Source organism: Deltaproteobacteria bacterium (genome assembly GCA_026388415.1).
In the GTDB taxonomy this organism is placed as follows: domain Bacteria; phylum Desulfobacterota; class Syntrophia; order Syntrophales; family JACQWR01; genus JAPLJV01.
The window spans coordinates 43,665-67,473 of the sequence record JAPLJV010000061.1 but is presented as its reverse complement, the minus strand read 5'-3'; the positions used below and the strand labels follow the sequence as shown (position 1 = coordinate 67,473).

Below are 23,809 nucleotides of genomic sequence, written 5' to 3'. Positions count from 1 at the left end.
GTTCAGGACTTCCAACCTTTTAATGATCTCCGCGGCGGTCTCCTGATTCGCTTGCCTGCCTTCAGAGTAGAGGTCGGCCATTGTCTCGTCCAAACCATTAACACTTACCTGGGTATCGTCAGGAAATCTCAGCATGCGCCGGCTAACTGTCGGCGGTTCGCAATCGCCTCAGGTAGTTCATCCTATTATTTCAAACAGTGACATATTACCTCCTCAATTGGTCTTTTATCGGCCCGGCCCGGTTGGCCCGGTGTTCCCTCACGTAATGGGGGGGGCCGGGCACGCAGCTACATCAACTCTCAGTTGTTCTTGATTGCACCTCGCGGAGCTGGGCGTTAACCTTTCCGGCGGAAACAGCCATGACGACAGCCTGGACTGCGCCGATCTCCTCTTCGGAAATACCCATATCCCTGGCAACGCCAAGGTAGTGCTGCATTCAGGGATAGCAGCTCAGTGCCATGGCCGAAGCAAGGTGAAGCATGAGGGTTGTCTTCGGCTCGAGAATCTTGTTGTAGCGTGCCGAATCGTAGAAATCTTTGGACTGATCTCCTGGTAACATAACTCTCTCCTTATCTGGCTGTACTTGTCTGAATTTGGTCAGCGAAGTACCGTCGCTGGAACCAGAAGGCAACGTTGACCAAGCCGATCATGACCGGCACTTCCACCAGGGGACCGATCACCGCGGCAAAGGCCGCCCCGGAATTGAGGCCGAAGACCGCCACTGCCACGGCGATGGCGAGTTCAAAGTTGTTGCTGGCAGCCGTAAAAGCCAGGGTAGTGGTTTTGCCGTAGTCGGCCCCGACCTTCCTGCCCATCCAGAACGACATCAGAAACATCACCACGAAGTAGATCAAGAGCGGGGTGGCGATGCGCACCACGTCTAAGGGAATCTGGACGATGAGGTCGCCCTTGAGGCTGAACATGACGACAATGGTAAAGAGCAGGGCAATCAGGGTAAGGGGGCTGATCTTGGGGACCACCAAGGCATGGTAGCGCTCCCGCCCCATGATCTTGACGCCGATAAATCTGGTCAGCGCCCCGGCGATGAAGGGAATGCCGAGATAGATGAAGACGCTCTCGGCGATCTGGCCGATGGTGATGGCGACCACCGCCCCTTTAAGACCGAAGAGCGGCGGCAGCACACTGATGAAGAACCAGGCATAGACGCTGAAGAAGATGACCTGGAAGATGCTGTTAAAGGCGACCAGGCCGGCGGCGTACTCCGTATCCCCCTTGGCCAGATCGTTCCAGACGATAACCATGGCGATGCAGCGCGCCAGCCCGATCATGATCAGCCCGACCATGTATTCCGGCTTGTCGTGCAGAAAAACGATGGCCAGGACAAACATGAGAATCGGGCCGACGACCCAGTTCTGTACCAGGGAGAGTCCCAATATCCGCTTGTTGCGGAAGACGTCCCCCATCTCCTCGTACTTCACCTTGGCGAAGGGTGGATACATCATCAGGATCAGGCCCGCGGCGATGGGAATGTTCGTGGTCCCGACGGTAAATAAGTTGACGAAGTCCTTGACCCCGGGGATGAGCCAGCCGGCGCCGACGCCTACTGCCATGGCGGCAAATATCCAGAGGGTCAGGTAGCGGTCCAGAAAGGAAAGTTTCTTACTGATTGAGCCTGTCATGGTTGCCTCCTATAGTTAAACTACGCGCCCATCAAGCACAGCTTGTCGGGGTTTTTTGCGCCAGCCATGCTTCAAGTTTTTTCAGGAGTTCAACGGCCTCCTGGCGGGGGGCCAAGGCGGCACTGAGTGTTTCCAGAAAGGCCTGCGCGAAACCATCGGTGGCTGGCTGGAGCGTGTAATAGATCCAAAGCCCTGCACGCCGGTCGGTTACCAGGCCGGCCTTGAACAAAGTCCGCAGGTGCCGCGACGCCTTGGACTGGGTCACTTCGAGTACCGCCATGAAGTCGCAGACACATAACTCCCCGTGGTTCAAGAGGAGCCAGAGCATATTCAAGCGGGCTTCATCGGCAAGGACTTTGAAAAACGACGCTGCTTGTTTCATGTTTATTCTCCTGAAAGTGATATATTCATATAACCGGCTATACGAATATTATCAAGAGGAAACTTTTTTTATCCATTTAGCTTGATAAAACATTGGTCGGTTGGCATAAACACCAGCAATAGATGACCGATTAGCGTGATAATTCACGATAACCTTATTAGAGGCGGAAGCACGGGTAAAAATCATCAAGGCCATGGCCAACCCGGTATGGAGTAAGTATCGACGAAAACATAATTTTGATGGCGGATATATATCGCGTTCCGAATCGGATTATCCATACAGTTCAGCGAGGAGCCAGTTAAGTCATCTCTATTTTTTCCATACCAAGTTTACAATACTTATATGCCAGGTCCACATAAAGCTTCCTGGCATAATTCCAGAAGTCTCTTTCCTTTTGCGACACATCCCGGATTCTTTTTGCCGGATTGCCAGCGAACACGACCGATGCAGGTACATGCATTATTCCTCCTGCTGTTTCCCTATCTGTCAGACTGGAGTGTTCACCTTGCTCTGATCGGGAATCCGCGTTTGTCTTTCTATTTCCGAGTCCTCCGCCGGATGCGGCACCGTGATCAGCTCTATTTCGCCGTTGTAATAGCGCGCTATCATCTTGCGCACTGTTGCACCTGCCTCTGCCCGGTAAATATCGATAAAATTCTCTTTCAGCATGTAAAAAGAGATTTCCCCAATCTGGGGGGTAAAAACGAGCCCCAGGTCATGCTTGATCACGGCCTTGATGACCTTGACCCCGATATGTATGCGGTCCTTTTCACCAAGGAAATCATTGTGATAAAAATCTTCAATCTCCGCTCCCCCTTTGTCGTCCAGTTTCAGAATGATGAAGTATGGCGCTCTGCCGAAGTGGCCATGGATCTTTGAATCCAGTCCATTCATCTCTTCGACCGGTATAATAACGGATAGGGTATCAAGCCTTACCGGTTCGACATGGACAAAGACGGACTCGATCTGGCTGTAATTCCTCATTATGAGGCTTTCGATTTTGTCGGCAAGTTCATGCGCCTTGTGTACGGAGGACGAGGGGCTCGTAGCAATGTTACATTCTACCATTTTATAGGGTCCGGACTGACGTATCTTGACATCCCCCACACCCTTGACGCCGTCAACGGCGGAAATTTTTCTCTCTATCCCGGCCCGCAGTTCCGGGTCAAGGTTTGCATCCAGAAGAATCAGAATCGGAGTCCAGATGTTTTTCGCCCCGAGCCTGATGATGAGCAGGGCAATGAGCATCACGACAGCACCTTCGATATAGGGAATCCTCGCATAGGCCAAGAGAATGCCTGCGAGAACGACCAATGAGGTGCCGATGTCGAGAAAGGCCTCGGATGCGTTAGCCTGAAGAGCGCCGGAACAGATTAAAGCGCCTGTCTCTTTTTCCATCTTTGCGACAAGATACGATACGAAAACTGAGGCGCCGCTTACCAGGACCGGCAGCACCGGAAATGCATGGTGATGAGCCGGGAGAAAAAGCTTTTTGTACCCCTGAACCAGGTTTTCAAAACCAGCCCATATGACCAGAACGCCAATCAGAAGAGTAATAAAGGTTTCGGCCTTGTACAGCCCATAGGGAAATCTGGCGCTCTCCTTGCGGGAGGCCAGCCAGAGACCGAACCAGGAAGCAAAAATAGCGAGGACGTCAACACCATTGTGAAAGGCATCTGCAACGAGTATTCTGGAGTCAAAGAGATGGCCGATGACAAATTTAGCAACCGCCAGGAGAAATATAACAATCGTTGCTGTCAGGGCGACTCTTTGCCCCTGTTTGAGCAGCGCTATATGACTATTCGTGCTTTCCACGGCTCAACCTAAATGTCATTTTGTTCGATCTTGAGAAATTGACGGGCCATAAAAGACCCGCATTGCGGACACTTCCTCTGAAAACAGGGGATGCCGGGCTCACGGGCAACGACAAGGCCACACTGGGGACAGATACAATTTGTGGGAGGACCTCCAGGGCAATAGCTCCCCATACCTTGTCTTTTCCCTGCCCCGCCCTTCTTGTTGATCCCGGCAGAGCATCTTCCCTTTCTGAAACCAAATGCCACGGTCGCCCCCACTGTATACATCCTTGTGTTATACCGTTATTGATGTTGCTTCTGGTCTTGTTGAAATAGTTGTCCGCCACAACGATGCGTCCATCGTCCAGCATCTTTACGCAGGTTGCATAGATGGCACGGAACACCTTGCTGACCTCCGGTGCTCAGTATTATAGGGCCTTCATGCTGATCCCATGCGTCCCTCAAGATTCTCTTCGCGTCATTCACTCTCTTTTCCCTTTCTGTTGTTAGCATTCGTTATCTTTGCTGTTTTCGGCGGCATCACTTCGGTGATGTCTGCAAACAGCTCCCTTTTCGTTTGCATGCTTTCCGCCTATACCAGGCAAACGTCGCATATTTTCAGAGAATTAAATCATGTTCGGAAACGCTCGTCCGAGCGGGCCTCAAAGACGCCGTCCACTCGGTTGGTGAACCAACCGATCCTGACGTCCATTGCCGCATCGAACAGGGGGACATAGGGTTTGATGTCCAGCAGAGGCGTACCATCGACCATGTCCACATCTTCGATATGAAGGATCGTCCCTTCAACCCGGATGAGTTTCACAAGCGATAAGCCGAGCGGGTTCGGGCGCTTAGGAGATCGGCAGGCAAATATGCCGTGTACCGCATCATCCAGGAATGGCTCGACCTGAAGGGCATATCCATCACAAAGGTGAAGATGATAGATTAGAAAGATATGGGAGAATCCCTCAATATCTTTAAGCCCTTCCCGATAAGCTTCATCCATGATCACCCTGCCCGTGATTCCTCTGGCGCCGGTGGGCTGGATGGGCATACCCGCGATATCCTTGAAGGGGGTATGGATAACGCCGATAGGACGGTAAGTCACAGCCTTTTTCATGTCTATACCCTTTCAAATTGCCTCGTAGAATCGGCCATCAGGCGTGGTCACGATGGTAACAACACCTTTCCGGCAGAGTCTGTCCAGATGCTTTAGTGCTTCACCGGTCTGCATGGCGAGGCCGGTATCCTTTCCAGTTGCCAGATCCGCGGTCATACTCCCTGCCGCAATTGAGGTTCCACAGCCGTCGGTCATGAACATCGTATTTATTATTCTATCCTCCTTGATTTTCAGAAATATCTCCATGGTATCCCCGCATGGGCCGGTTATACGTCCGGCTCCATCTGGGGATTCCATTCTGCCCATGTTTCTTGGATTGAGCCAGCGATTCACAACCTCTTCTGAGAACGTCTCCCGGGCATCTTCAATAATAGATGACTGCATCTCATCAAGCATCTTATCCAGGTCAGAGGTATCACCAAGAGCCATACATACACTCCTTTCTCGTCTTCGAGATCACAATGTCCTGGTCAAAGTAAGCAGTTTCACTCCGGTTATTTCTTTAAAGGTGGCGCCTTCGCTGATGGAGCGAAATACTTTGTCCGCATCGGTTACCTTTACACCGCAAATAGCAGCGATGCCATGATCAAAAAGTACGGGGGAGAGCGGAGATGTAGGACCGATCAAGACAACGAAAGCTCTTTCACAGAGGGCGAGAAGACCTTCCAATGTATGATTGATGAAGGATGTTCCTGTGATGCCAACGACATCACATTCCGGCAAAATTCTATAAGCTTCATTTGCCGGCAGATCTCCCTCCCGAATTCTCTGTTCGAGAACCCAGAGATTCTGCACCTTTCCTTTCAATTTCTGGATCCAGGGGAAATGGCCCACCACAGCCACATTCTTCCCTTTTCCCTTCTCCAAAACTATATCAAGGGCATTCTTTTCGACGCATTTGGATTCATCAATATCGATCAGTGAATTGATCGTTGCCATACCAATAGAGGCCTCCAGAAGGCTTTCCGATCGGGCATACTCAGCCAATCCCAAAGCTGTCTTTTGGATGAGGTTGCCAACATCCCGCACACCGTGATCGTGGGGAACACTTTCATCTCTGAAAGTGGAGGAAAGACCACAATGCTTACTGACGACGGCAGTCCAGAAAACACAGGTATGAACCCTTTTGACTGGGTAATCGTTCTCCTTAAGGCTTAAAAAGAGGTCTTCTAATATTTTCATTGGCCTATTCTCCTTTCTTCCCGTAAACAAGCTTTGACTGTCCCGTCGGACTCATCTCCTTTTCCAGCATTCCGGAAGAAAAACCGAGTGCTACCACCAAACCGCCCTTTCCCACGCGCTCCGCCAGTTCGACAGCGACCGCGCCGGTTCCGGTGCAGAGGTCCACCAATACCCTGTCTCCTTCGGATACCCTCGTTCTGTCGGTGATGAACCTTCGGAGAGATCATTGGCGATCCCGTGAATGCAAACGGATAATGTGGTCATAGAACCTGGAAAAGAGGTTGTAATAGGCCTGTCTTATTGCACCCATATTGAATTCGCTCCTAAAAATTAAAATACAAATACAGCAACGGCAATCACCGTTGCATATCCGTAGTTCCTTACGATGCTTGACTGCGTTATATTTCTGGTACTTACAATCTTGCCGCTTATTTTAAATATCTCTTTTTTCTCGTCCCAGCTCTCATCAATATTGAAATCAATGCCCAGGGTTGAGGCCAACATGGCCGCGGCTAAGTCTTCCGCGTAGTCTCCCGCCTGCCTCTCCGTCTGACCGAAGGAATGGTGCTCGCTTATATAGCCATAGGTGTTCTTATCCGTAGGGATGGCACATCCGACCGAGGCTGCCAGTAAACGTCTCGGTTCATTACTGCAGCAACGGCATAGCACGCAGTAGGTGATGGCGCCGGGCTGCAACAATTTCAAACCCTGAGTGCGCGGGATTACCTTGCATTGCGGCGGCAGGATACTGGAAACCTGCACTAAATTGCATTTTTCAATACCGGCAGATCTTAATGCCAGCTCAAAAGAATGTAGCTCCTCCCTGTGAGTGCCAACACCCTTCGTAAAAAATATCATCCGTGGAACCAATACACTCAATTTGTTTGGTCTCTTTTCACTAATGCCCCCCGGTCAATAGGACAATTGTCAAGACACCCCCGCCGATAATCATTAACTCTGATTGGATCCTCTTCACTCTATTAAGTCATCTCTATTTTTTCCATACCAAGTTTACAATACTTATGTGCCAGGTCTGCATAAAGCTTCCTGGCATAATCCCAGAAGTCTCTTTCCTGCTGCGACACATCCCTGATCTTTTTTGCCGGATTGCCTGCGAACACGACCGCTTCCGGTATCTTCTGCTCCTGCTTTACCACAGTGCCCTCCGCCACAGTAGCTCCACTGGCGACCTCAGAGCGGATGCTTAAGACGGCGCCCATGCCGATCCCGGCAAAATCGCCTATCAGCTTTGCATGGATGATCGCCCCATGTCCGATGATTACCCCATTGCCTATGGAGCAATAGTCCTGAGGGGGGGCATGAATTACCGCCCCTTCCTCAACCGCCGTTTCGTTCCCTATCTTGATGGTTCCATAATCACCGCGCAGGATGACACCGTGCCCAATATAACAATCATTTCCGATTATTACGTCACCAATCACAATTGCGGTTTCGCTGACATAAGTACCGTTCCCTACAGAGGGCTGCTTTCCATCGAACCTGTAGAACATCGTTTACCTCCATTTTTAGAAAGCCTTTAACCTGCGTGCTGTGATTCTGATTCATACCTCGCTGTGTCTGCTCACAACGCGCTTATCGAAATAGTCTATGACGGCCTTTTGCAGCCCGGAAGCCCCGAGGGCCGAACAGTGAATCTTGAATTCCGGCAACCCGTCCAGGGCAGCAACGATATCATCATCGGAAATCATCATGACGTCATCAAGATCTTGCCCGATGGCCATTTCCGTCATAGCGCTGGCACACGCGATAGACGCCGGGCAACCCTTTACCTGGTACTTCACGTCCGTGACAATATGCTTTTCGATCTTAATGTACACTCTCATAAAATCCCCACAATCCGGATCGCCGATCTCACCGACCCCGTCGGCGTTCTCAATGACGCCCGCATTGCGGGGATTAGAAAAATGTTCGATAACTTTGTCGCTGTATTGAGTCATGTAAATGCTTGCCTCCCTTTTGTGGCAGCTTTCATCATGGTTCAGATAAATGCATGATTGCTTCGAGAACGCCACCGCCAATAGCGCGCGCCTTGTCCGTAATGGTGTAGCAGTATTCCTTAACGCCTCTCGGATCAATATCTCCCAGCTTCTCCTGCGCTGTCACCTCGATCTCACGGATAAGACCTCGCAGTATCCCGTCAATAGACGCATACACTGGGGTTTTGTCTACATAGAGAATAAGGTCGCCTTTCTTGACTTCCTCCCCTATGTCTTTGCTGTGCTTTACCAGGCCACCGTGGGGCGCACGCAATAACCGTTCCTTGGTGTAGCCCATCGTGGAACCGGGGATACCAGTACGCGGCTCAGCCGAACCGCTGTATATTACTTTACCGAGATTGTGCCCCCGGTTGCTTTCCACAACGGCATGGACATCTCCGGGGGCCGCAAAGCCTGGTCCGACGCCGATCACCAAAGGGGCTTCCTCCCTTTGTGTGCCTATATTCCGTTTCGCCATGATGGCATCGATAACCACATCGGGCCTCAGTTCCTTGACAAAACTCCATTGAGGATCAACGCTAACGGCAATATTGCTCCTGCCCCAGACATCATAAATAGCAGCAATATTCCCCGCATATTCCGCCTTAACACCTTCGACCTCTTTTTCACTTTCATACACAGCTTCAGAAAAGGCTACTGTTCTGCGCACAGTAATCGGCTGCGGAATTTCCATCATGACCAGCAATTTCAGATTGGCCATAAAGAGCCGGCACGCGATACCCGTGGCCATCTCCCCGGCGCCCTTGATCACTATTTTCAGGTCTCTCATATGCGAGTTTCCCCTTTGGTTTCCTTAACGTCGCTAAAGTAGTTCTTCGTGGATTGTTGTTATCGCAGCCATACAGGCTGCCCTAAGAAGCTATCCTCAGGATGCGCCCATAAAAGCCAAGGTGTCCCCATCATTCAAGGCCATTTCCATCCTACCTTCGGTCAGATAGTTTGTATAATTCAGGACCACCCTGATTTCCACATCCACATCGCCATTGTTATCCAGGAGGGCCTTCTGCATCGGAACGCCGTATTTTCCAGTCAACCTGGCTATCAGTTCCCGCAGGGTATTCCCTGTAAATTCAATCTCAATCTCCTTTTTTTTGTTCAGCGTTTTGTAAAGGATCGGCATGCCGTTGAATTTGAGATTTACTTTCATTGAATGTTCCCCCTGCGGTTTTTAATTTCCGCATCCTCCCTCATGACCCCGGCAGGAATTGTCTCTGTTAAGTTCCTGAAGTCCGCCTTCCGTTAGTAAGGCAAGATTTTCTTTTACTGTCAGAGCTGCAGCCCCGTACACTTTTATTCCCATAGCGTTTAATTTCACAATCGCCCCCGCTCCTATCCCTCCCACAACTATTGCATCCACGCTCTTACCATCAAGGGCCATAACCGGATTACAGGCGCCGTGGACATGGTTTAAATCTTTGTTATTTACCGTCACAACATCTTTTCCCACGGTATCGAAGATGATAAACGCCGGTGCTGAGCCGAAGTGACCATAAACCCTGCTCTCCATTCCCTCATTTTCCTGAACTGCAAAACCTATCTTCATGACTTTTCTCCTTTTCCTCGTGTAAGTTGTTAGCCTTCGTTATTATCCTGTGGCCGGGAAACGACAGGGGATTCGTTCCCCGCGATCCGCTCCACAATTTCATCAAATTTTTGCGCCGTCCCTGTCTGGGGATAAAAATACATGTAGGGCCGTTCCTCATCGCCGCTCTTCACGATCTCGGGGTCTATGGGAATCCTTCCGAGAAACGGCACACCCATATCGTTAGCCATTTTCTCGCCGCCTCCGGATGAAAACACATTGATCCGTCCGCCGCAATGCGGGCAGTCAAGCCCGCTCATATTTTCAATTACCCCGAGCACCGGCAGTCGGAGCTGACGGCAGAAGTTGACGGATTTCCTTACGTCCACAAGCGCCAGCTCCTGCGGCGTGGTAACGATGATCGCGCCGTCCAGCCCATTGATCAACTGGCAGACGGAAAGCGGCTCGTCCCCGGTGCCGGGTGGAGAGTCAATGATCAGATAATCCAACTCGCCCCAGGATACATCTTCCAGAAACTGCTTGATAGCCCCCATCTTCAAGGGACCGCGCCAGATGATAGGAGCATCAGTATCCGGCAGGAGAAAACCAATGGACATGACGGAGATGGTCCGTCCATCAATAGAATATTCAAGCGGAAGCATCGCGTCGACGGAAGTACGGATTTTCGCCCGCTCCAGACCGAGAAGTTTGGGAACGCTGGGACCGTGTATGTCCGCATCCAGCAGTCCGACGCGCTTGCCGCCCATGGTTAGAGCTACCGCGAGATTAACCGCGACCGTACTTTTCCCTACACCGCCCTTGCCGCTCATGACGATTATTTTATGTCTGATAAGTGCCATCCTCTCCTGAAGTTGCCCTTCCTCCGGTAATTCGTCTATCGTCGCAAGGCTTGGCGCCCGGTTGGCGGGGCTACCCTGAGTACTGCAATTTCCACTATTTTGTTTTGTCATCACGATGTCTCACTTTCCTTTGTTATTAATCTCTTCGTCCTAATCCCGCTCATCATTCTCCCGCGGTCGCATTCATTTGCCGCCTGAGCAACAGGCGCCGGGGGTGCCGCATCCGACGTTCTGCGGGTCGTCCGATCCACAGCATGTTCTTCCTCCTCCAAAAGAAGGCGAGTGGTTTACGGAGAAAACGGAAAACACCCGCTTTGCCTCCGCTCCGCCGCACTCAGGGCAGTCGGGCGCGTCATCCCGTGTCGCCTCACTCGCGTGCAGATGCTCGTATCTCTTTCCGCATTTCGTGCATTCGTACTCATAGATGGGCATATTGACCTCCTAATTCTTCGTCCGGTAAACGAACGCCGATTGTATCGCCTTCCACAATGTATCCGCTTTCGAACACTTCCGCGAAAATACCCTCCTTCGCCAGGAGGGCAACGCCGAGAAATGAATAATCGCCCGGACCGTGTTCCGGCTTCCCTCTTTCCACAATCCTGAGCTTGGCACCTCCGATTGTTATCAGCGAGCCGACCGCTGCCACCGACCAGTCTATGCCCAGAGTCGTAATATTCTCGGCAAAATCACCGGGGTTGGCAGCGAGTTTCATTTCCCTGTTTACGGCTCTAATTCTTTCCAGCGCCAGGAGACTGATCTGTCTTCGGCTCGGCCCCGCATGCGCGTCGCCCTCGAGACCATGTCCCGCCCGGATGAATCCGGCCTTAACGCGCACTTTGGGAACGCTTCGCTTTTTCCCCGCGCAAACCGCGTAGATTTTCCCGTTCAGGGACGGGGTTTCCCGTACTTTTTCACTCATGCGATATTTCTCAGCTCCATTTCCCCCGCTATGCAACGCCACATCCTTTTGATTTCCATCGCCGCATTACCTGAGGAATATTCAATAACGCTCACCCCGGCTATCTGTGCCTTCGTTACGATAGAATCGAATGACACTTTACCGACCACAGCAATCCCTTCACTGCTGCACCAGTTTACAATCCGCTCGGTCATCTCGGGATTTATATCCCACTTGTTTACGCAAACGACCATTCTGCTTCCAAAATGCTTGCCGAGCCCGGCAACGCGTTCCAGATCATGGATGCCCGAAAGCGTGGGTTCCGTGACGGCAAGGACGAGATCAACGCCCGTCATGGATGCGATCACGGGGCAACCGATCCCCGGTGAACCATCAATGATAACCAGTTCCAGATCGTTTTCCTCGGCGATTCTTCTCGCCTGACTGCGGACAAGAGAAACGAGTTTACCCGAATTTTCTTCCGCAATGCCAAGCTTCGCGTGAACCATCACACCCTGCCGGGTGTCGGAAATGTACCACTCACCGGCGGTTTTTGTCATCAGTTCCACGGCGCCGCAGGGGCAGGCATCATGACACACACCACAGCCCTCACAGGCAATTTCGTCAACTTTGAAGTTCCGATCGATCGCATCAAAGCGGCACAGCTCGCGGCAAACATCGCACCGTTCACATTGCTCAATGTTTATCCGTGCGACGCTGCCGCCGGTGAACGTTTCACGTTGTCTGATTTTCGGATCGAGCACAAGGTGCAGGTCGGCTGCGTCCACATCGCAATCGGCGAGCACTTTGCTTTCAGCCAAGGCAGCAAAGGCAGCGACGATGCTCGTCTTGCCGGTGCCGCCTTTGCCGCTGATGACAACGAGTTCCTTCATCGCGGCTCGTCCTCCCTTTTCTTTTTACGCGCACCATCCGCAGCACGGCTGAATATTCCCCAAAATTTCTCTTTCAAATGCGGCAGAGCGTCGATAAGCAATTCTCCCCGCGAATAAGCTTCTGCCGCGCGCCGGTCGTCCGGTATCTCGCCGATAATGCGAATATCGCGCAGGTTGCAGTAATCGTGCGTCCTTGCATCTCCGATACCGACGCGGTTGACGACAACCCCGCAAGGTATCCCGAGTTGCCGGACGGTCTCGACGGCAAGATTAAGATCGTGCAAACCAAAGGGAGTCGGCTCGGTAACAAGAATGACATAATCGCTTCCGCGGATGGCCTGAATCACCGGACAGGAAGTGCCGGGCGGCGCGTCGATAATTGTCACTCCGTCACAGGTGGCCTGTTTCTTCACGGCCCGGATCAGCGGCGGTGACATGGCCTCACCGATTTTCAAATATCCATGTATGAACTCAATTCCCTGGGACATTCCTTTTTCAATGAGGCCGATCTCGCGACTGCTTTCGGTGATCGCTTTTTTCGGACAGGCCATAATGCATCCGCCGCAGCTATGGCACAATGCGGGAAAAGTAATCGCCTTAGCTCCCAGGGCAACGATGGCGCTGAAACGGCAGGCCTCGCCGCATCTGCCGCAGCCGTCGCACTTTTCTTCGTCCACGACAGGCACGGGAACAAAGGCGCTTTCCCTTGACGTCATGATGGGCTGGAGAAAAATATGGGCGTTAGGTTCCTCAACATCGCAGTCCATTAATCTGACGCTGATTGATGCGCGACTGAGCGCGGCCGCCATATTGACGGCGACCGTCGTTTTACCCGTTCCGCCCTTGCCGCTGGCGATGGCTATGATCGTTTCCTCAGTCATGACGTACTATGCCCAGTGTCCTGCTACATCCGCGCCCGCGGCTTCCGCCAAATTGTCGGTCGCCAATTTCATAATGGCTTCCCGCACGGTGCCGTCCGCACCGGGAAAGATTTTTATCCCGGCCGCTTTAAGCGCAGTAAAGGCCTTCGGACCGCAGTGTCCCGTTATGAGAACCTTCGCTCCCGTCCCGGAAATAATCCGGGCCGACTGTATTCCCGCTCCCTGGACGGCATTAAGATTCTGAGCGTTGGTAATATATTCACTCGTCTTATTTTCCGTGTTGTATATGACGAAGCCCGCCGCGCGTCCGAAGCGTGGATCCACCTGAGAATCTAAATCTTTTCCCGCCGCGCTGATTGCAATTTTCATTTGTCCTCTCCTTAAAAAAGCGTTGCCCCTTGTCCACTGGGGATAATAAAGACCTTCCGGGAGGCAGTTTTATTCCCGAAAGGTCTTATGGGATATGGTTACTCCGCTTTTCCCCTGGCGTCTTTCCTGAGCGACGAGAGCTGCTCGCGCGTTGCCGCCAGTTCTCCCTCCAAGGCGGAGACCCGGTTACCGAGGATAATCCCCTCGTCCTGCGGTGTCATACGTTGGGCTCCGAAAAAACCTCTGCAAAAACCTAGAAATCCCGTTCCTCCACCACCGCCCAATCGTCCGCGACCGCCGCCCCATGGTAAGCCGCCGCGGCCAATTCCCCGCAGCGGAGCTCCAGCCGTTGTTCCTGTGCCGGGCGGGCAGGCGCCAAAACCGCCTCCGCTCCTCGGTCCCATCCCTGCCGGTCCTGTTCCATCTCCTGCTGGCATAATAATCACCTCATTTCTGTTTCTATAAATGTTCCCATCTTCTTCTTCACTCCCCTATTTTCTTTGTTCGCGTCCGTATTTGTGAACATTGCTTCCGAAGCCGCCACGCACTCTGTGCTGCCCGAGATGCGCGCCACGGCCAGGCATCATAAAACGTGGGTGAGGCAGTTCTCCTGCAATCAGGACCGCCAGCACATCATCAATATCACCGGACACCCCGGTAATAACGCGGGTATTACTGACCTCAATCAGACCCAGCAGTATTTCGCCGATCCCGCCGCAGACGACCAGGTCGGCTCCCAGCTCAACCACCTGGTCGGCCTGCCGTACCGGATCTGTGTCGGCAGAGGCAACTTTACTGCGTTCCGCCTCCTGTCCCGACTGAATCTCAACCACAAGAAGATTGCTGCACCAGTCAAAGACAGGGGCAACTCGATTTTTAAATACCGGAATGATGACCTTCATTACACACCTTCCTGCTGCTTGGCACGCGAACTGTTTACTATCCGGTTTACAAAAAGTATAAGCGGCTATTATTGGGCAAAGCATCGGACATGCCAAAAAGCTATAGACTGCCAGTATTAGATACAACTCACTAATAACAATTGCTTTATTTGAAGGGTAGGGAAAAAGCCATTGCGGTGACGGTGGAAGAAAGGTGCATTATGCAACGCGCAATAACATCGAGGCTGCAAAATGCACCCGTACAGGATTGCTAATGAAATTAGATGCTGTCACTCGGGATCTTCCGCCGGGCACTTAATCCCCAGCCTCTTGATCTTTCGCCACAGGGTTGTTTTATTGATATTCAGCTCCCGGGCAGTCGCCAGTCTTTTATAGCTGTTCCGCACCAGTGCTTCCTCGAGGAACTTCGCTTCCAACTCCGCCATCGTTCCAGCAGCAGGTGATTTCTTCTTTGCTCCGGGCGCCGCAATTCCGTCCGGAAGATGCTCGCTACGGATAAGACCGGACCGGCACAGGATGAAGGCGTGCTCAATAACATTTTGCAGCTCACGGACATTTCCCGGCCAACTGTGGTGCACAAGATCGCTGAGCGCTTCCTCCGAAATCCCGGAGACATCCCGGCCCTGGATGTGGTTTAAGCGGTCTATGAAGAGTTCCGCCAGAATCGGCACGTCCTCTATGCGGTCCCGTAAAGGCGGCAAAATGATCTGCACAACGTTAAGCCGATAGTAAAGGTCGTCACGGAACTTTCCTTCTTTGACCAGCTCTCCAATATTTTTATTACTGGCGGTAATGACCCGCACGTTGGCCTCGACAGGGCGGACGCTGCCCAGCGGGTCGAACTCTTTTTCCTGGAGTACGCGCAAAAGACGCACCTGAAGGGCCGCAGAAATGTCGCCGATCTCGTCCAGGAATATCGTGCCGCCTGCGGCTATTGCAAACCGGCCGGGCTTGTCTTTTTTGGCATCCGTAAAAGCGCCGGCCAGGTAACCGAACAGCTCTGATTCCAGCAGGGTGTCCGGCAGGGCCCCACAGTTGACAGCAACAAAAGGCCCGTCCTTGCGGCGGCTCAGGCTGTGGATGGCCCTGGCGACGAGTTCCTTCCCCGTACCGCTCTCGCCGCCCAACAGGACGGTGCTTTCACTCTCGGCAATCTGCGGCAGGATTGAGAATATTTGCTGCATCCGGTGGTTTCTGCTCAGCATGTCCGCAAACACATAGTTATTGCGTAGTTGTTTCCGCAATTCCTCGACAAGCGTGAGATCACGAAATGTTTCCACGCCGCCCATGAGACCCCCCTTTTCATCCCGGAGGGGCGCAGTGCTTATGCTGATGGGAATCCGTTTCCCCGCAGCCGTCATTATATATACATGTTGATTGACTACGGACTTACCTGTTTCAAGAGTTCTGCGCAGGGCGCAGTCGCTTTCGCAAATGTTGGCGCGAAAGACCTCACAACACGGCCTGCCAATTGCTTCCCCGCTGCCGATCCCGGTGATGTTTTCGGCTGCCTGATTAAAGGATGTAACGATCCAGTCATGGTCCACTGTGAAGACGCCGTCATTAATACAGTCCAGGATCGCTTCCGTGACTTTGTCATTCTCCCCGGGCAGCTTGCTGCTCATTATTCCTCCCGTTTAAAATACTGTCTTTCATACCGATTACCGATCACATCATGCGTTCAGGCTCAAAGCCGCTGCAGCACAATACCGCCGACCGCGGCTCCGGCAAGGCTGTGGTGGATAGTCTTATCCAGTGCGACAATACCCCTGGCAAGCCCGCTGAAGTCACGTCCCGTGTATGTATTCTCCTTGATAAGAAATTTCGCAAACACCCCAGCCATTTGATGTATTGATTGATAAGACACTGCTTCTCATCGTTCTCTTCAATCTTATTCCAGCGTTGCATTTGAAACACCGCCAGTAGTATATGGCCGGAAGCGGTAATATTCAAGAAAGAAATGAGTATCTCACGGCAATTTAACGCTCCATGCCCTCGCTCTGACAGGCGGCGCCCTGGGATTATTGAAATCAGGCGATGCCGTGATTTCCATTGGCAGCCCTTTCGGCGTTGAGCATAACTATTTAGTAGACTTTTTGAGGACGATTATGTACTACTAAGGCAGTAGTAGACCATAATCGCTGGTAAAAGTATTGCGTACCCTGGGTCGGGCCGAGTGGAGTGGATTTACTCTCTGGCGCCGGCGGTCTCCATCAGCCCCTTGCAGATACTGAAATCAAAACCCTCTCGGCAGCGGGCTTCCCGCGGAAAAGGAGCGTCGCATGTATAAACCGGTTCATGCCATCGAAGCCCGAATTGGGGGGAAAGCCGTCGGAGCGGTGGCCCTTGACCCTAAATTGGGATACTATGCGTTCAGAATTGAGGAAGGAGGTTATCTATATGCTGATGAGACATGATTATTGTATCCCCTGTATCCTCAAGATGTCCCTCGAGATTATCAGGGGGGTCACAAAAGATGAGAAACAGGTAAAGAAGTTTATGGGCGAAATCTTATCGCTGGAGTCTTTAAAAGAAGGGAGCAGCAAGGTCACAGCGCCTGAGATTGTAGAGGAAATCTGGCGTAAGATGCAGAAAATCGCTAAAGACGATGATCCTCTGAAGATGATGAAGGCTGAACAGAATCAGAAAGCCCTCAACATATATCCCTTTTTAAAGGAGATTTTATTGGAGAGCAATGACCCTGTTCTTGAAGCGATGAGGTGGGCCATTGCTGGTAATTCTATAGATGCCATGTTAGATGCCAAGAAAGGCATGGATGGAAAAATCCTCAGTCTTCTGTCAGGCATCAACCAGAAATACGTGGAGGAACTTAAGACAAGACTTGAAAAAACCAAAAAACTCGTATATTTCGGTGACAACTGTGGAGAGATTGTCTTTGACAAGCTCCTGATTGAAACCTTCCACATGATGTATGGTATTGAGGTGATATTTGTTACGAGAACCAAGCCCATCCTCAACGACGCAACACTAAAAGATGCCCTGTCAGTTGGCTTGGATGAAGTAGCTACAGTAATAGAGAATGGTATCAAAGAACCACTGCCAGGAACGGTTTTGGCGAAAGTATCTTCTGCAGTGAGAACCCACGTTGAGCAGGCAGACCTGATAATTTCAAAGGGGGGCGGAAACTACGAAACGCTATCCGAGGAAGAGAGTCTGAAGGGTAAGATTACTTTCCTTTTCCAGGCGAAATGTTACCCTTACTGTAGTATCCACAGTGTGCCCTTGGGTGCCCTGATTGTATATAATAATTATTGTAAGTGATTATCACTAAGGGGGGAGCATGAACGGGAGGGATTCTTCTCCGGTGCATCCCGGCGAGTCAGATTAACGAGATTGTGCTTGAAAAGCACGGCATAACCGCGGACACCGCCCTGCGGCCATCTCGTTTTTTCGGGAATTCTGCTCAATTTTGTATGAATTTTCAGACACGCTACGAGCTTGAATCGGCGCGATAATCAAAGCACCGGCTACGATTAAATGTCAAGGCAATATTGGCCACAAAATGTTGTGAAAAGTCTATTCTCCTTGTTCCCGCTTTCGTTATATGATAGTTGAAACGGCAGGCTAAAAAGCAACATCGTCAGGAGGAGCGAGGTATTGTCCCGTCCGCAGTGAATGGGACCGGATTTTTGCACACCTCAAGAGCCATGGAAAGAAATAAACGCTTCGGGATGGCCGACCGGATTATCGCTATCGGCTTTTGGATAAACGCCGGCCTGATGGTCATGAAGCTGCTGGCAGGTCATTACGGCAATTCGGAAGCGGTATTTGCCGACGGGATGGAGAGTGCCTGCGACTTTGTGGCGATCCTTTCCACCCTTATCGCCCTCAAGATAGGGCGGAAACCCTTTGATGATCAGCATCCCTTTGGTCATGGCAAGGCAGAGAGCATCAGCGCCATCCTGGTCTCGCTGATCATCTTCTTCACGGGCGGCGGCATACTTTACACGGCGGCCAGGACCATCATCCTTAAAGACTATGTAGAGCCGCAATTAATCGCCATCATTGCTGCTGTGGCCACCATTGTGATCAAAGAGGCTCTCTGCCGCTACACCCAGGTTGTATCGCAGCAACTGCAGAGCCCGGCGGTGGAGGCCATTGCCAAGGATCACCGCAAAGATGCCCTTACCTCTATCGCCACACTTATTGGCGTGAGCGCAGCATACTTCGGCGCGGCGCTGATGGATCCTCTGGCGGCGGGACTGAGCGCTATCCTGATCTTTCACATCGGCTGGGAAACTTTCCGCAACGCCGCCCATGATCTTATGGACGGTCAGCCGCCGAAAGAGCTGATTGCCTGCGTCACCGCCATAGCGGCAGGAGTGGCCGGTGTTGAGCATGTGCACGAGATTCGCGGGAGACGATCCGGACAGTACCTGATCATTGATCTGAAGTTGGACATGAATCCCGATATGACGGTGAAGCAGTCCCACGACATTATTACGGAAGTCCAGCGTCTCATATTCGAACAATCCCCCAATGTGGGGGACGTCATGATCCACATCAATCCTCATGACGAGGAACATCAAGACCTCATCCGGCTATGAGTTGTAAATTTACTAAATGGGGGAAAGCATGATAGAAATTGAAAAAATTCGGGTTCGCAAGACAATACCAAAGGTCTTGGCCGCGTTGAAAAAAAAAGGTTTTGATCCTTATTTCTTTGAGACGGCCGATGAAGCCAGGCGTTTCATTGCCGAACGGATCGAACCGCAGGAAACAGTCGGCATCGGCGGTTCCGTAACCTTGCGGGATGAGCTGGGAATCGTGGAGACGTTACGCAAAAGAGGCAATTATGTCTGCGATCACTGGGATGCCTCGGAAGATCCTGCGCTTAGATTGGAACTGAAAAGGAAGCAAGGGACCATGGATGTTTTCCTCAGCAGCGTCAACGCCTTGACCACCGATGGTGTGCTGGTGAATCTGGATGGAGGAGGAAACAGAGTCGCCGGTATGTGTTCCGGCCCCAGAAAGGTAATTATCGCCGCCGGTACCAACAAGATTGTGGATTCCCTGGACCTGGCCATCCATCGGACGCGGCAGCAGGCGGCTGTGGTCAATGCCCTGCGCTTGAAACGCAAGACACCCTGTACGGAGACAGGGGTTTGCAGTGATTGCGATTCGCCGGAAAGAATTTGCGCCGCCCTGTTGATTCTCCTGAAAAAACCGACCGATATTGATCTATTTACGGTTGTTCTGATCAATGAAGAGATGGGATATTAGCGCCATCGGCGTCGAATTATCTGTTGTCGAATTATCTTGACATACAAGGGACTGGCAGCTAAAATGAAACCCAGAAAAGATTATATTGTTTCTCCATAATGTTTTTTGATGAGTTCGCAGGGAGGCAGGAGCATGGGCATCTTGAGGCGATTATTTAAGCAACGCCACCATAAGCGTTTCATCGTTCAAAGTGGAACCTTTGTGATCGTTTCACCGGGTACTGATCGGGAACAGAAGGTCCAGCTCTTGGACATCAGTCAGGGTGGCACGGCTTTCATTTACCAGGGCTCTCCGGAAGAGCTGGAGGAATCCGGCATTCTTAAAATGCTTGTCGAGAGGCAATATCTGGCAAATGTCCCTTATGATACAGCTTCCGATATACCAGCCCCTGGATGTGAGTGCGTGCAGTCATCTGTCCCCTACAGGCGCCGGGGCGTAAAGTTCAATTGGATGGGGGTTCTGCAGGAAGTCGAACTGAGGAACTATATCAAGAAAGTCCGTATCAATCCATAATAAATTCGTTCCCCCCCACTATTATACTTCTTGGGGTTGCCATTTCAATTTGGTATCGTTTACTTAATTGCCGATAATATAATATGGACCAGGAACTTACCACGGCAACGTTGATCAAGACCGGCGTGATGATCGGCGTCAAAAAAGGGTGGCGCGGCTTCTTATGGATGATAAAGATCGTCCTGCCCGTTTCCCTGGTAACGACCCTTTTGGACTGGAGCGGCTGGCTACACCAGGCCGATTTTCTCATCGCCCCGGTAATGAAGTTTCTCAGCCTCCCCGCGGCGGCGGCCCTGCCCCTGCTTATCGGTATGGCGGCCAACATCTACGGGGGGATTGCCGCTATGGTCGTTCTGCCTTTGAATGAAGGCCAGATGACATTAATCGGTATTTTCCTGCTTATGGCTCACAATCTTATTCAGGAGGGAATTGTTCAGGGAAAATCGGGAATCAACCCCTGGAAAGCGACGCTCTTCAGGATCATCATGGCCACGGTGACGGTGATGATCGTGGCGCATTGGCTTGTTCCCGGAACCATTGCCGACGCTCCAGCGGCAGCGACACTTACTGTCCGCCCCGCCTTTGACGCCCTGCTGTGGAAGTGGCTGGGGCTTACTTTCTTTCTCTGCCTGAAAATATTTTTCATCATCATGTGCCTCATGACCCTCCTGGAGGTCATGAAATTTCTCGACTGGATCGGCTCCATCGTCAAATTCTTCGCCCCCCTGCTCAAGTTCATGGGTCTCGGCGAAAAGGTGGGGCTGCTCTGGGTGACGGCCATCATTTTCGGCCTGGCTTATGGTGGAGCCGTCATTGTTGAAGAGGCTCGGGCAGGACACGTCTCCCCGGAGGATCTGGAAATGTTGCACCTGTCCATCGGCATCAACCATTCCATGGTCGAAGATCCCCCTCTTTTCATCTCCCTAGGCCTGAACGCTTGCTGGCTTTATATCCCCCGCCTCGTTGTGGCCGTTATTACACTACATCTGATAAGACTGTGGCGCACCGGATTTACCCGCCCGGGGAACTGAAAAAATGCTGAAGTAACGGAAGAATAGTTTAGATAAATTGCCCTTTATTCATAAAAATATGGTAGAATCATACTACAGAATGAATAACAGAGGGGGATAAAATGTTTCAGATCGCATCTTATGAGACGTTCCAGGATGGGCAGGTCATTTTCGAAGAGGGGTCAAATGGCGACTGGATTTATGTCGTGGACGAGGGTGAAGTCGAAATATCCAAAAAAGTTGGCGGCCAGAGGATAGTCGTCGAGACCTTGGATGAGGGTGACGTATTCGGCGAGATGGCCTATATTGACAAGGAACCACGGTCCGCAACGGCTACTGCCAAGGGAACGGCGGTGGTGGGCATTATTGACCGGGACTTCTTTGACAGTGAATTCAACAAGATATCCGCCGACTTCCAGAAAATTCTCAAAACGGTAGCATTCCGCCTCAGGAAAGTTACCCAGAAGTCTGTGGAGCCGCAGGATGGAAAAGGCGATTAAAACTTATTGCAATTATGGGACATATTTTCGGGAAAGACATATACCGAAAGCTGGGCAGAAAGATTGACCAGCTTCCCACGCGGGCGCCCTGGAATGCATCGTTTCACGCCATCCTGAAAGAACTTTACGGGGATGATTTATGGTGGAAGAAAAGAAAGAAACCTGGCTTAACTATCTGGCTATTACAACGGTCATTTTTGCGGTCTGCGCTACCCTTTCGACCCTGAGGGGAGGTTCCTTCTCCACGCGGTCGGTGATGTCCCAGTCCCAGGCGTCGGATCAGTGGTCCTATTTTCAGGCGAAGAGCATCAAGGGCTATATGTATGAGCTGCAGAAGGAGCGGTTCGAACTGGAGCTTAAATCGTCACGGCAGCCACCTGCCGTTCAGGCCGAATACGAGAAAAAGATTGCCGGTTATGCCCAGAAAATCCAGGTTTACGATACGGAAAAGACGGATATAAAAAAGAAAGCGGAGGGCCTCGAATTGCTGCGCGACGAATCGCAATTGCATGCGGCGGCCTTTGGCGTGGCGGCCATGTTTCTGCAAATCGGCATCCTGCTTTCTTCGATTGCAGCGCTCATGAAGAAGAAATTATTCTGGTTTATCGGGGTGGGGGCCGGAAGCCTCGGGCTCCTCTATTTCTGTAACGGATTTTTCCAGTTCATGAAATAGAGGCACGCACGGCCTCATGTATTCATATAAGAAGATATTTTGGCTACTTACACGGTTCGGCTATTCTCTTAAGGATGCTGATACACAATTAGTTGTGGTCAATTATTGCCTTAATGGCAATCATGGCTATTTTGGCCTTGGCCGTCAGAGTGCCTTAAAACTTAGCGTCGCCATCCGGCGGTGGTCTGCGCCCGGCATGACGGGAGCCGCGATGGCATCAGTTGTTGACTTCAGAGCAGCGTTGCGTTAATAAGTCCCACCCGCTTTATTCCTTTCACTTTTCCGATATTAAGAGGAAAAACTTGCAGCGGAAATTATCCGACAGGAGGTTGCCATGAGTGCTAAGAAAACATATAAGATAGCGGTTCTGCCGGGCGATGGAACAGGACCGGAGGTTATCAATGAGGGGCTGAAGGTTTTCCAGGCCGTGGCGGCGGCGGAGACGATTTCCTTTGACCTGGTCCACTACGATCTGGGTGGGGAACGGTACAAGAAAACAGGCGATATCCTTCCCGATTCCGTGCTGGCCGAATTGCGCCAGTTTGACGCCATCTATCTGGGCGCGATCGGCCATCCCGATGTCAGGCCCGGGATTCTGGAAAAGGGGCTGCTCCTGCGCCTGCGCTTTGAGCTGGACCAGTACATCAACCTGAGACCCGTGAAGCTCTATCCCAATGTCCCCTGCCCGCTCCGGGATAAAGGCCCCCGCGATATAGACTTTGTCGTCGTGCGGGAAAATACGGAGGGTCTTTACGCCGGGGCCGGCGGCACGCTGAAAAAAGGCACGCCCGATGAGGTCGCCACCCAGGAATCAATCAATACAAGAAAAGGGGTGGAACGCTGCCTGCGCTACGCCTTCAAGCTGGCCCAAAAGCGGGCCAAGGCCAAAAAGCTCACCCTCTGCGGCAAAACAAATGTCTTGACCTACGCCTGGGATCTCTGGGAACGGGCCTTCCACGAAGTCGCCGGTGATTATCCCGATGTAAAGACGGACTATGCCCATGTTGATGCGACCTGCATGTGGATGGTTAAAAATCCGGAATGGTTTGACGTGATTGTGACGGACAACCTGTTCGGCGATATTATCACGGATCTGGGCGCCATGATTCAAGGCGGAATGGGTATCGCTGCGGGGGGAAACATCAATCCCGAAGGCGTCTCCATGTTCGAACCCATCGGCGGCTCGGCGCCCAAATATACGGGACAAAACATCATCAATCCGCTGGCGGCCATCTGCGCCGGCGGGATGATGCTGGACACCCTGGGAGAAGAAAAGGCCGGTCGGCGCGTCGAAGCAGTGGTGGTGAAACTCCTGGAAAGCGGGAAATTGAAAAGCCTCGATGCCGGAAAAATGGGCATGAGTACGAGTGAAATCGGCGACTGGGCCGCGACCCATGTCTAAGAAG

35 protein-coding genes are annotated in these 23,809 nt (G+C 51.7%); 9 read left to right on the top strand and 26 right to left on the bottom strand.

The window, feature by feature from the left end:
* Positions 1-292 precede the first annotated feature (292 nt).
* The 26 genes from NT140_12695 to NT140_12570 all read right to left on the bottom strand — a co-directional run bounded on the left by NT140_12695 (position 293) and on the right by NT140_12570 (position 16,297).
* A complete protein-coding gene (locus NT140_12695) occupies positions 293-436 on the bottom strand; it encodes a hypothetical protein (protein ID MCX5832719.1) in 144 nt (47 codons plus the stop codon).
* A complete protein-coding gene (locus tag NT140_12690) occupies positions 437-559 on the bottom strand; it encodes a hypothetical protein (protein MCX5832718.1) in 123 nt (40 codons plus the stop codon).
* A 10-nt stretch (positions 560-569) separates the two neighbouring features.
* Positions 570-1,640: an ACR3 family arsenite efflux transporter gene (gene arsB / locus NT140_12685; GenBank protein ID MCX5832717.1), complete on the bottom strand. Its 1,071-nt coding sequence runs from the start codon at positions 1,638-1,640 to the stop codon at positions 570-572.
* Positions 1,641-1,671: 31 nt separating this feature from the next.
* Positions 1,672-2,022 carry a metalloregulator ArsR/SmtB family transcription factor gene (locus tag NT140_12680; GenBank protein MCX5832716.1) on the bottom strand — a complete coding sequence of 117 codons (351 nt, stop codon included), beginning with the start codon at positions 2,020-2,022 and terminating at the stop codon, positions 1,672-1,674.
* A gap of 298 nt (positions 2,023-2,320) precedes the next feature.
* Positions 2,321-2,482 carry a hypothetical protein gene (locus NT140_12675; protein ID MCX5832715.1) on the bottom strand — a complete coding sequence of 54 codons (162 nt, stop codon included), beginning with the start codon at positions 2,480-2,482 and terminating at the stop codon, positions 2,321-2,323.
* 26 nt (positions 2,483-2,508) lie between these two features.
* A complete protein-coding gene (locus NT140_12670) occupies positions 2,509-3,837 on the bottom strand; it encodes a cation diffusion facilitator family transporter (GenBank protein MCX5832714.1) in 1,329 nt (442 codons plus the stop codon).
* Positions 3,838-4,449: 612 nt separating this feature from the next.
* Positions 4,450-4,938 (bottom strand): tRNA (N6-threonylcarbamoyladenosine(37)-N6)-methyltransferase TrmO, encoded by a 489-nt coding sequence (tsaA, locus tag NT140_12665; GenBank protein MCX5832713.1) that lies wholly within the window; start codon positions 4,936-4,938, stop codon positions 4,450-4,452.
* Positions 4,939-4,950: 12 nt separating this feature from the next.
* Entirely contained in the window at positions 4,951-5,367 is a 417-nt protein-coding gene (locus tag NT140_12660; GenBank protein MCX5832712.1) for an iron-sulfur cluster assembly scaffold protein, read from the bottom strand.
* A gap of 27 nt (positions 5,368-5,394) precedes the next feature.
* On the bottom strand, positions 5,395-6,120 hold the full coding sequence (locus NT140_12655; GenBank protein ID MCX5832711.1) for a DUF364 domain-containing protein: 726 nt from the start codon (positions 6,118-6,120) through the stop codon (positions 5,395-5,397).
* A 4-nt stretch (positions 6,121-6,124) separates the two neighbouring features.
* Positions 6,125-6,328 carry a class I SAM-dependent methyltransferase gene (locus NT140_12650; GenBank protein MCX5832710.1) on the bottom strand — a complete coding sequence of 68 codons (204 nt, stop codon included), beginning with the start codon at positions 6,326-6,328 and terminating at the stop codon, positions 6,125-6,127.
* A 122-nt stretch (positions 6,329-6,450) separates the two neighbouring features.
* Entirely contained in the window at positions 6,451-6,990 is a 540-nt protein-coding gene (locus tag NT140_12645; GenBank protein MCX5832709.1) for an arginine decarboxylase, pyruvoyl-dependent, read from the bottom strand.
* 110 nt (positions 6,991-7,100) lie between these two features.
* Positions 7,101-7,631, bottom strand: a complete 531-nt coding sequence (locus NT140_12640) for a gamma carbonic anhydrase family protein (GenBank protein ID MCX5832708.1) — start codon at positions 7,629-7,631, stop codon at positions 7,101-7,103.
* Between the two features lie 51 nt (positions 7,632-7,682).
* Positions 7,683-8,078 (bottom strand): iron-sulfur cluster assembly scaffold protein, encoded by a 396-nt coding sequence (locus NT140_12635; GenBank protein MCX5832707.1) that lies wholly within the window; start codon positions 8,076-8,078, stop codon positions 7,683-7,685.
* A gap of 34 nt (positions 8,079-8,112) precedes the next feature.
* Positions 8,113-8,907, bottom strand: coding sequence for a selenium-dependent molybdenum cofactor biosynthesis protein YqeB (yqeB, locus tag NT140_12630; protein ID MCX5832706.1), 795 nt, complete (start codon positions 8,905-8,907; stop codon positions 8,113-8,115).
* 96 nt (positions 8,908-9,003) lie between these two features.
* A complete protein-coding gene (locus NT140_12625; GenBank protein ID MCX5832705.1) occupies positions 9,004-9,285 on the bottom strand; it encodes a MoaD/ThiS family protein in 282 nt (93 codons plus the stop codon).
* Positions 9,286-9,306: 21 nt separating this feature from the next.
* A complete protein-coding gene (locus NT140_12620; GenBank protein MCX5832704.1) occupies positions 9,307-9,681 on the bottom strand; it encodes a NifB/NifX family molybdenum-iron cluster-binding protein in 375 nt (124 codons plus the stop codon).
* Positions 9,682-9,710: 29 nt separating this feature from the next.
* Positions 9,711-10,631, bottom strand: coding sequence for an Mrp/NBP35 family ATP-binding protein (locus NT140_12615; protein ID MCX5832703.1), 921 nt, complete (start codon positions 10,629-10,631; stop codon positions 9,711-9,713).
* 72 nt (positions 10,632-10,703) lie between these two features.
* Positions 10,704-10,952 (bottom strand): zinc ribbon domain-containing protein, encoded by a 249-nt coding sequence (locus NT140_12610; GenBank protein MCX5832702.1) that lies wholly within the window; start codon positions 10,950-10,952, stop codon positions 10,704-10,706.
* Positions 10,939-11,439 carry an MOSC domain-containing protein gene (locus NT140_12605; GenBank protein MCX5832701.1) on the bottom strand — a complete coding sequence of 167 codons (501 nt, stop codon included), beginning with the start codon at positions 11,437-11,439 and terminating at the stop codon, positions 10,939-10,941. The genes NT140_12610 and NT140_12605 overlap by 14 nt, the downstream gene beginning before the upstream one ends.
* On the bottom strand, positions 11,436-12,311 hold the full coding sequence (locus tag NT140_12600) for an ATP-binding protein (GenBank protein MCX5832700.1): 876 nt from the start codon (positions 12,309-12,311) through the stop codon (positions 11,436-11,438). The genes NT140_12605 and NT140_12600 overlap by 4 nt, the downstream gene beginning before the upstream one ends.
* On the bottom strand, positions 12,308-13,192 hold the full coding sequence (locus tag NT140_12595; GenBank protein MCX5832699.1) for an ATP-binding protein: 885 nt from the start codon (positions 13,190-13,192) through the stop codon (positions 12,308-12,310). Before NT140_12595 ends, NT140_12600 begins: the two co-directional genes overlap by 4 nt.
* Positions 13,193-13,198: 6 nt before the next feature.
* A complete protein-coding gene (locus NT140_12590; protein MCX5832698.1) occupies positions 13,199-13,561 on the bottom strand; it encodes a NifB/NifX family molybdenum-iron cluster-binding protein in 363 nt (120 codons plus the stop codon).
* A gap of 98 nt (positions 13,562-13,659) precedes the next feature.
* Positions 13,660-13,998: a DUF5320 domain-containing protein gene (locus NT140_12585; protein MCX5832697.1), complete on the bottom strand. Its 339-nt coding sequence runs from the start codon at positions 13,996-13,998 to the stop codon at positions 13,660-13,662.
* A 54-nt stretch (positions 13,999-14,052) separates the two neighbouring features.
* Positions 14,053-14,463 (bottom strand): hypothetical protein, encoded by a 411-nt coding sequence (locus NT140_12580; protein MCX5832696.1) that lies wholly within the window; start codon positions 14,461-14,463, stop codon positions 14,053-14,055.
* 269 nt (positions 14,464-14,732) lie between these two features.
* On the bottom strand, positions 14,733-16,088 hold the full coding sequence (locus tag NT140_12575) for a sigma 54-interacting transcriptional regulator (GenBank protein ID MCX5832695.1): 1,356 nt from the start codon (positions 16,086-16,088) through the stop codon (positions 14,733-14,735).
* Between the two features lie 62 nt (positions 16,089-16,150).
* Complete coding sequence (locus tag NT140_12570) at positions 16,151-16,297, bottom strand: hypothetical protein (protein ID MCX5832694.1); 147 nt, start codon at positions 16,295-16,297, stop codon at positions 16,151-16,153.
* A gap of 566 nt (positions 16,298-16,863) precedes the next feature.
* On the opposite strand from NT140_12570, the gene NT140_12565 reads away from it, so the two are divergent.
* From NT140_12565 to NT140_12525, 9 genes are all read left to right on the top strand, one after another.
* A complete protein-coding gene (locus NT140_12565; GenBank protein ID MCX5832693.1) occupies positions 16,864-17,745 on the top strand; it encodes an ARMT1-like domain-containing protein in 882 nt (293 codons plus the stop codon).
* Positions 17,746-17,819: 74 nt separating this feature from the next.
* On the top strand, positions 17,820-17,939 hold the full coding sequence (locus tag NT140_12560) for a hypothetical protein (GenBank protein ID MCX5832692.1): 120 nt from the start codon (positions 17,820-17,822) through the stop codon (positions 17,937-17,939).
* 192 nt (positions 17,940-18,131) lie between these two features.
* Positions 18,132-19,031, top strand: coding sequence for a cation diffusion facilitator family transporter (locus NT140_12555; protein MCX5832691.1), 900 nt, complete (start codon positions 18,132-18,134; stop codon positions 19,029-19,031).
* Between the two features lie 28 nt (positions 19,032-19,059).
* Positions 19,060-19,707: a lactate utilization protein gene (locus NT140_12550; GenBank protein ID MCX5832690.1), complete on the top strand. Its 648-nt coding sequence runs from the start codon at positions 19,060-19,062 to the stop codon at positions 19,705-19,707.
* A 132-nt stretch (positions 19,708-19,839) separates the two neighbouring features.
* Positions 19,840-20,220: a hypothetical protein gene (locus NT140_12545; GenBank protein ID MCX5832689.1), complete on the top strand. Its 381-nt coding sequence runs from the start codon at positions 19,840-19,842 to the stop codon at positions 20,218-20,220.
* 83 nt (positions 20,221-20,303) lie between these two features.
* On the top strand, positions 20,304-21,251 hold the full coding sequence (locus NT140_12540) for an iron transporter (GenBank protein MCX5832688.1): 948 nt from the start codon (positions 20,304-20,306) through the stop codon (positions 21,249-21,251).
* A gap of 101 nt (positions 21,252-21,352) precedes the next feature.
* On the top strand, positions 21,353-21,730 hold the full coding sequence (locus tag NT140_12535) for a cyclic nucleotide-binding domain-containing protein (protein MCX5832687.1): 378 nt from the start codon (positions 21,353-21,355) through the stop codon (positions 21,728-21,730).
* A 139-nt stretch (positions 21,731-21,869) separates the two neighbouring features.
* Positions 21,870-22,403 (top strand): DUF4337 domain-containing protein, encoded by a 534-nt coding sequence (locus tag NT140_12530; GenBank protein ID MCX5832686.1) that lies wholly within the window; start codon positions 21,870-21,872, stop codon positions 22,401-22,403.
* A 334-nt stretch (positions 22,404-22,737) separates the two neighbouring features.
* Entirely contained in the window at positions 22,738-23,805 is a 1,068-nt protein-coding gene (locus NT140_12525) for a 3-isopropylmalate dehydrogenase (protein ID MCX5832685.1), read from the top strand.
* The last annotated feature ends 4 nt before the right edge of the window (positions 23,806-23,809 follow it).

Bases quoted from the DNA above. Each gene is read 5' to 3' on its own strand.
- NT140_12580 (MCX5832696.1), bottom strand. From the start codon at position 14,463: ATGAAGGTCATCATTCCGGTATTTAAAAATCGAGTTGCCCCTGTCTTT.
- NT140_12610 (MCX5832702.1), bottom strand. From the start codon at position 10,952: ATGCCCATCTATGAGTACGAATGCACGAAATGCGGAAAGAGATACGAG.
- NT140_12615 (MCX5832703.1), bottom strand. From the start codon at position 10,631: ATGACAAAACAAAATAGTGGAAATTGCAGTACTCAGGGTAGCCCCGCC.
- NT140_12530 (MCX5832686.1), top strand. From the start codon at position 21,870: ATGGTGGAAGAAAAGAAAGAAACCTGGCTTAACTATCTGGCTATTACA.
- tsaA (MCX5832713.1), bottom strand. From the start codon at position 4,938: ATGAAAAAGGCTGTGACTTACCGTCCTATCGGCGTTATCCATACCCCC.
- NT140_12605 (MCX5832701.1), bottom strand. From the start codon at position 11,439: ATGAGTGAAAAAGTACGGGAAACCCCGTCCCTGAACGGGAAAATCTAC.
- NT140_12680 (MCX5832716.1), bottom strand. From the start codon at position 2,022: ATGAAACAAGCAGCGTCGTTTTTCAAAGTCCTTGCCGATGAAGCCCGC.
- NT140_12600 (MCX5832700.1), bottom strand. From the start codon at position 12,311: ATGAAGGAACTCGTTGTCATCAGCGGCAAAGGCGGCACCGGCAAGACG.
- NT140_12655 (MCX5832711.1), bottom strand. From the start codon at position 6,120: ATGAAAATATTAGAAGACCTCTTTTTAAGCCTTAAGGAGAACGATTAC.
- NT140_12585 (MCX5832697.1), bottom strand. From the start codon at position 13,998: ATGCCAGCAGGAGATGGAACAGGACCGGCAGGGATGGGACCGAGGAGC.
- NT140_12695 (MCX5832719.1), bottom strand. From the start codon at position 436: ATGCAGCACTACCTTGGCGTTGCCAGGGATATGGGTATTTCCGAAGAG.
- NT140_12575 (MCX5832695.1), bottom strand. From the start codon at position 16,088: ATGAGCAGCAAGCTGCCCGGGGAGAATGACAAAGTCACGGAAGCGATC.
- NT140_12640 (MCX5832708.1), bottom strand. From the start codon at position 7,631: ATGTTCTACAGGTTCGATGGAAAGCAGCCCTCTGTAGGGAACGGTACT.
- NT140_12690 (MCX5832718.1), bottom strand. From the start codon at position 559: ATGTTACCAGGAGATCAGTCCAAAGATTTCTACGATTCGGCACGCTAC.
- NT140_12545 (MCX5832689.1), top strand. From the start codon at position 19,840: ATGGGCATCTTGAGGCGATTATTTAAGCAACGCCACCATAAGCGTTTC.
- NT140_12565 (MCX5832693.1), top strand. From the start codon at position 16,864: ATGCTGATGAGACATGATTATTGTATCCCCTGTATCCTCAAGATGTCC.
- NT140_12635 (MCX5832707.1), bottom strand. From the start codon at position 8,078: ATGACTCAATACAGCGACAAAGTTATCGAACATTTTTCTAATCCCCGC.
- NT140_12675 (MCX5832715.1), bottom strand. From the start codon at position 2,482: ATGCATGTACCTGCATCGGTCGTGTTCGCTGGCAATCCGGCAAAAAGA.
- NT140_12660 (MCX5832712.1), bottom strand. From the start codon at position 5,367: ATGGCTCTTGGTGATACCTCTGACCTGGATAAGATGCTTGATGAGATG.
- NT140_12620 (MCX5832704.1), bottom strand. From the start codon at position 9,681: ATGAAGATAGGTTTTGCAGTTCAGGAAAATGAGGGAATGGAGAGCAGG.
- NT140_12595 (MCX5832699.1), bottom strand. From the start codon at position 13,192: ATGACTGAGGAAACGATCATAGCCATCGCCAGCGGCAAGGGCGGAACG.
- NT140_12525 (MCX5832685.1), top strand. From the start codon at position 22,738: ATGAGTGCTAAGAAAACATATAAGATAGCGGTTCTGCCGGGCGATGGA.
- NT140_12540 (MCX5832688.1), top strand. From the start codon at position 20,304: ATGGACCAGGAACTTACCACGGCAACGTTGATCAAGACCGGCGTGATG.
- NT140_12590 (MCX5832698.1), bottom strand. From the start codon at position 13,561: ATGAAAATTGCAATCAGCGCGGCGGGAAAAGATTTAGATTCTCAGGTG.
- NT140_12535 (MCX5832687.1), top strand. From the start codon at position 21,353: ATGTTTCAGATCGCATCTTATGAGACGTTCCAGGATGGGCAGGTCATT.
- NT140_12550 (MCX5832690.1), top strand. From the start codon at position 19,060: ATGATAGAAATTGAAAAAATTCGGGTTCGCAAGACAATACCAAAGGTC.
- NT140_12625 (MCX5832705.1), bottom strand. From the start codon at position 9,285: ATGAAAGTAAATCTCAAATTCAACGGCATGCCGATCCTTTACAAAACG.
- yqeB (MCX5832706.1), bottom strand. From the start codon at position 8,907: ATGAGAGACCTGAAAATAGTGATCAAGGGCGCCGGGGAGATGGCCACG.
- arsB (MCX5832717.1), bottom strand. From the start codon at position 1,640: ATGACAGGCTCAATCAGTAAGAAACTTTCCTTTCTGGACCGCTACCTG.
- NT140_12555 (MCX5832691.1), top strand. From the start codon at position 18,132: ATGGAAAGAAATAAACGCTTCGGGATGGCCGACCGGATTATCGCTATC.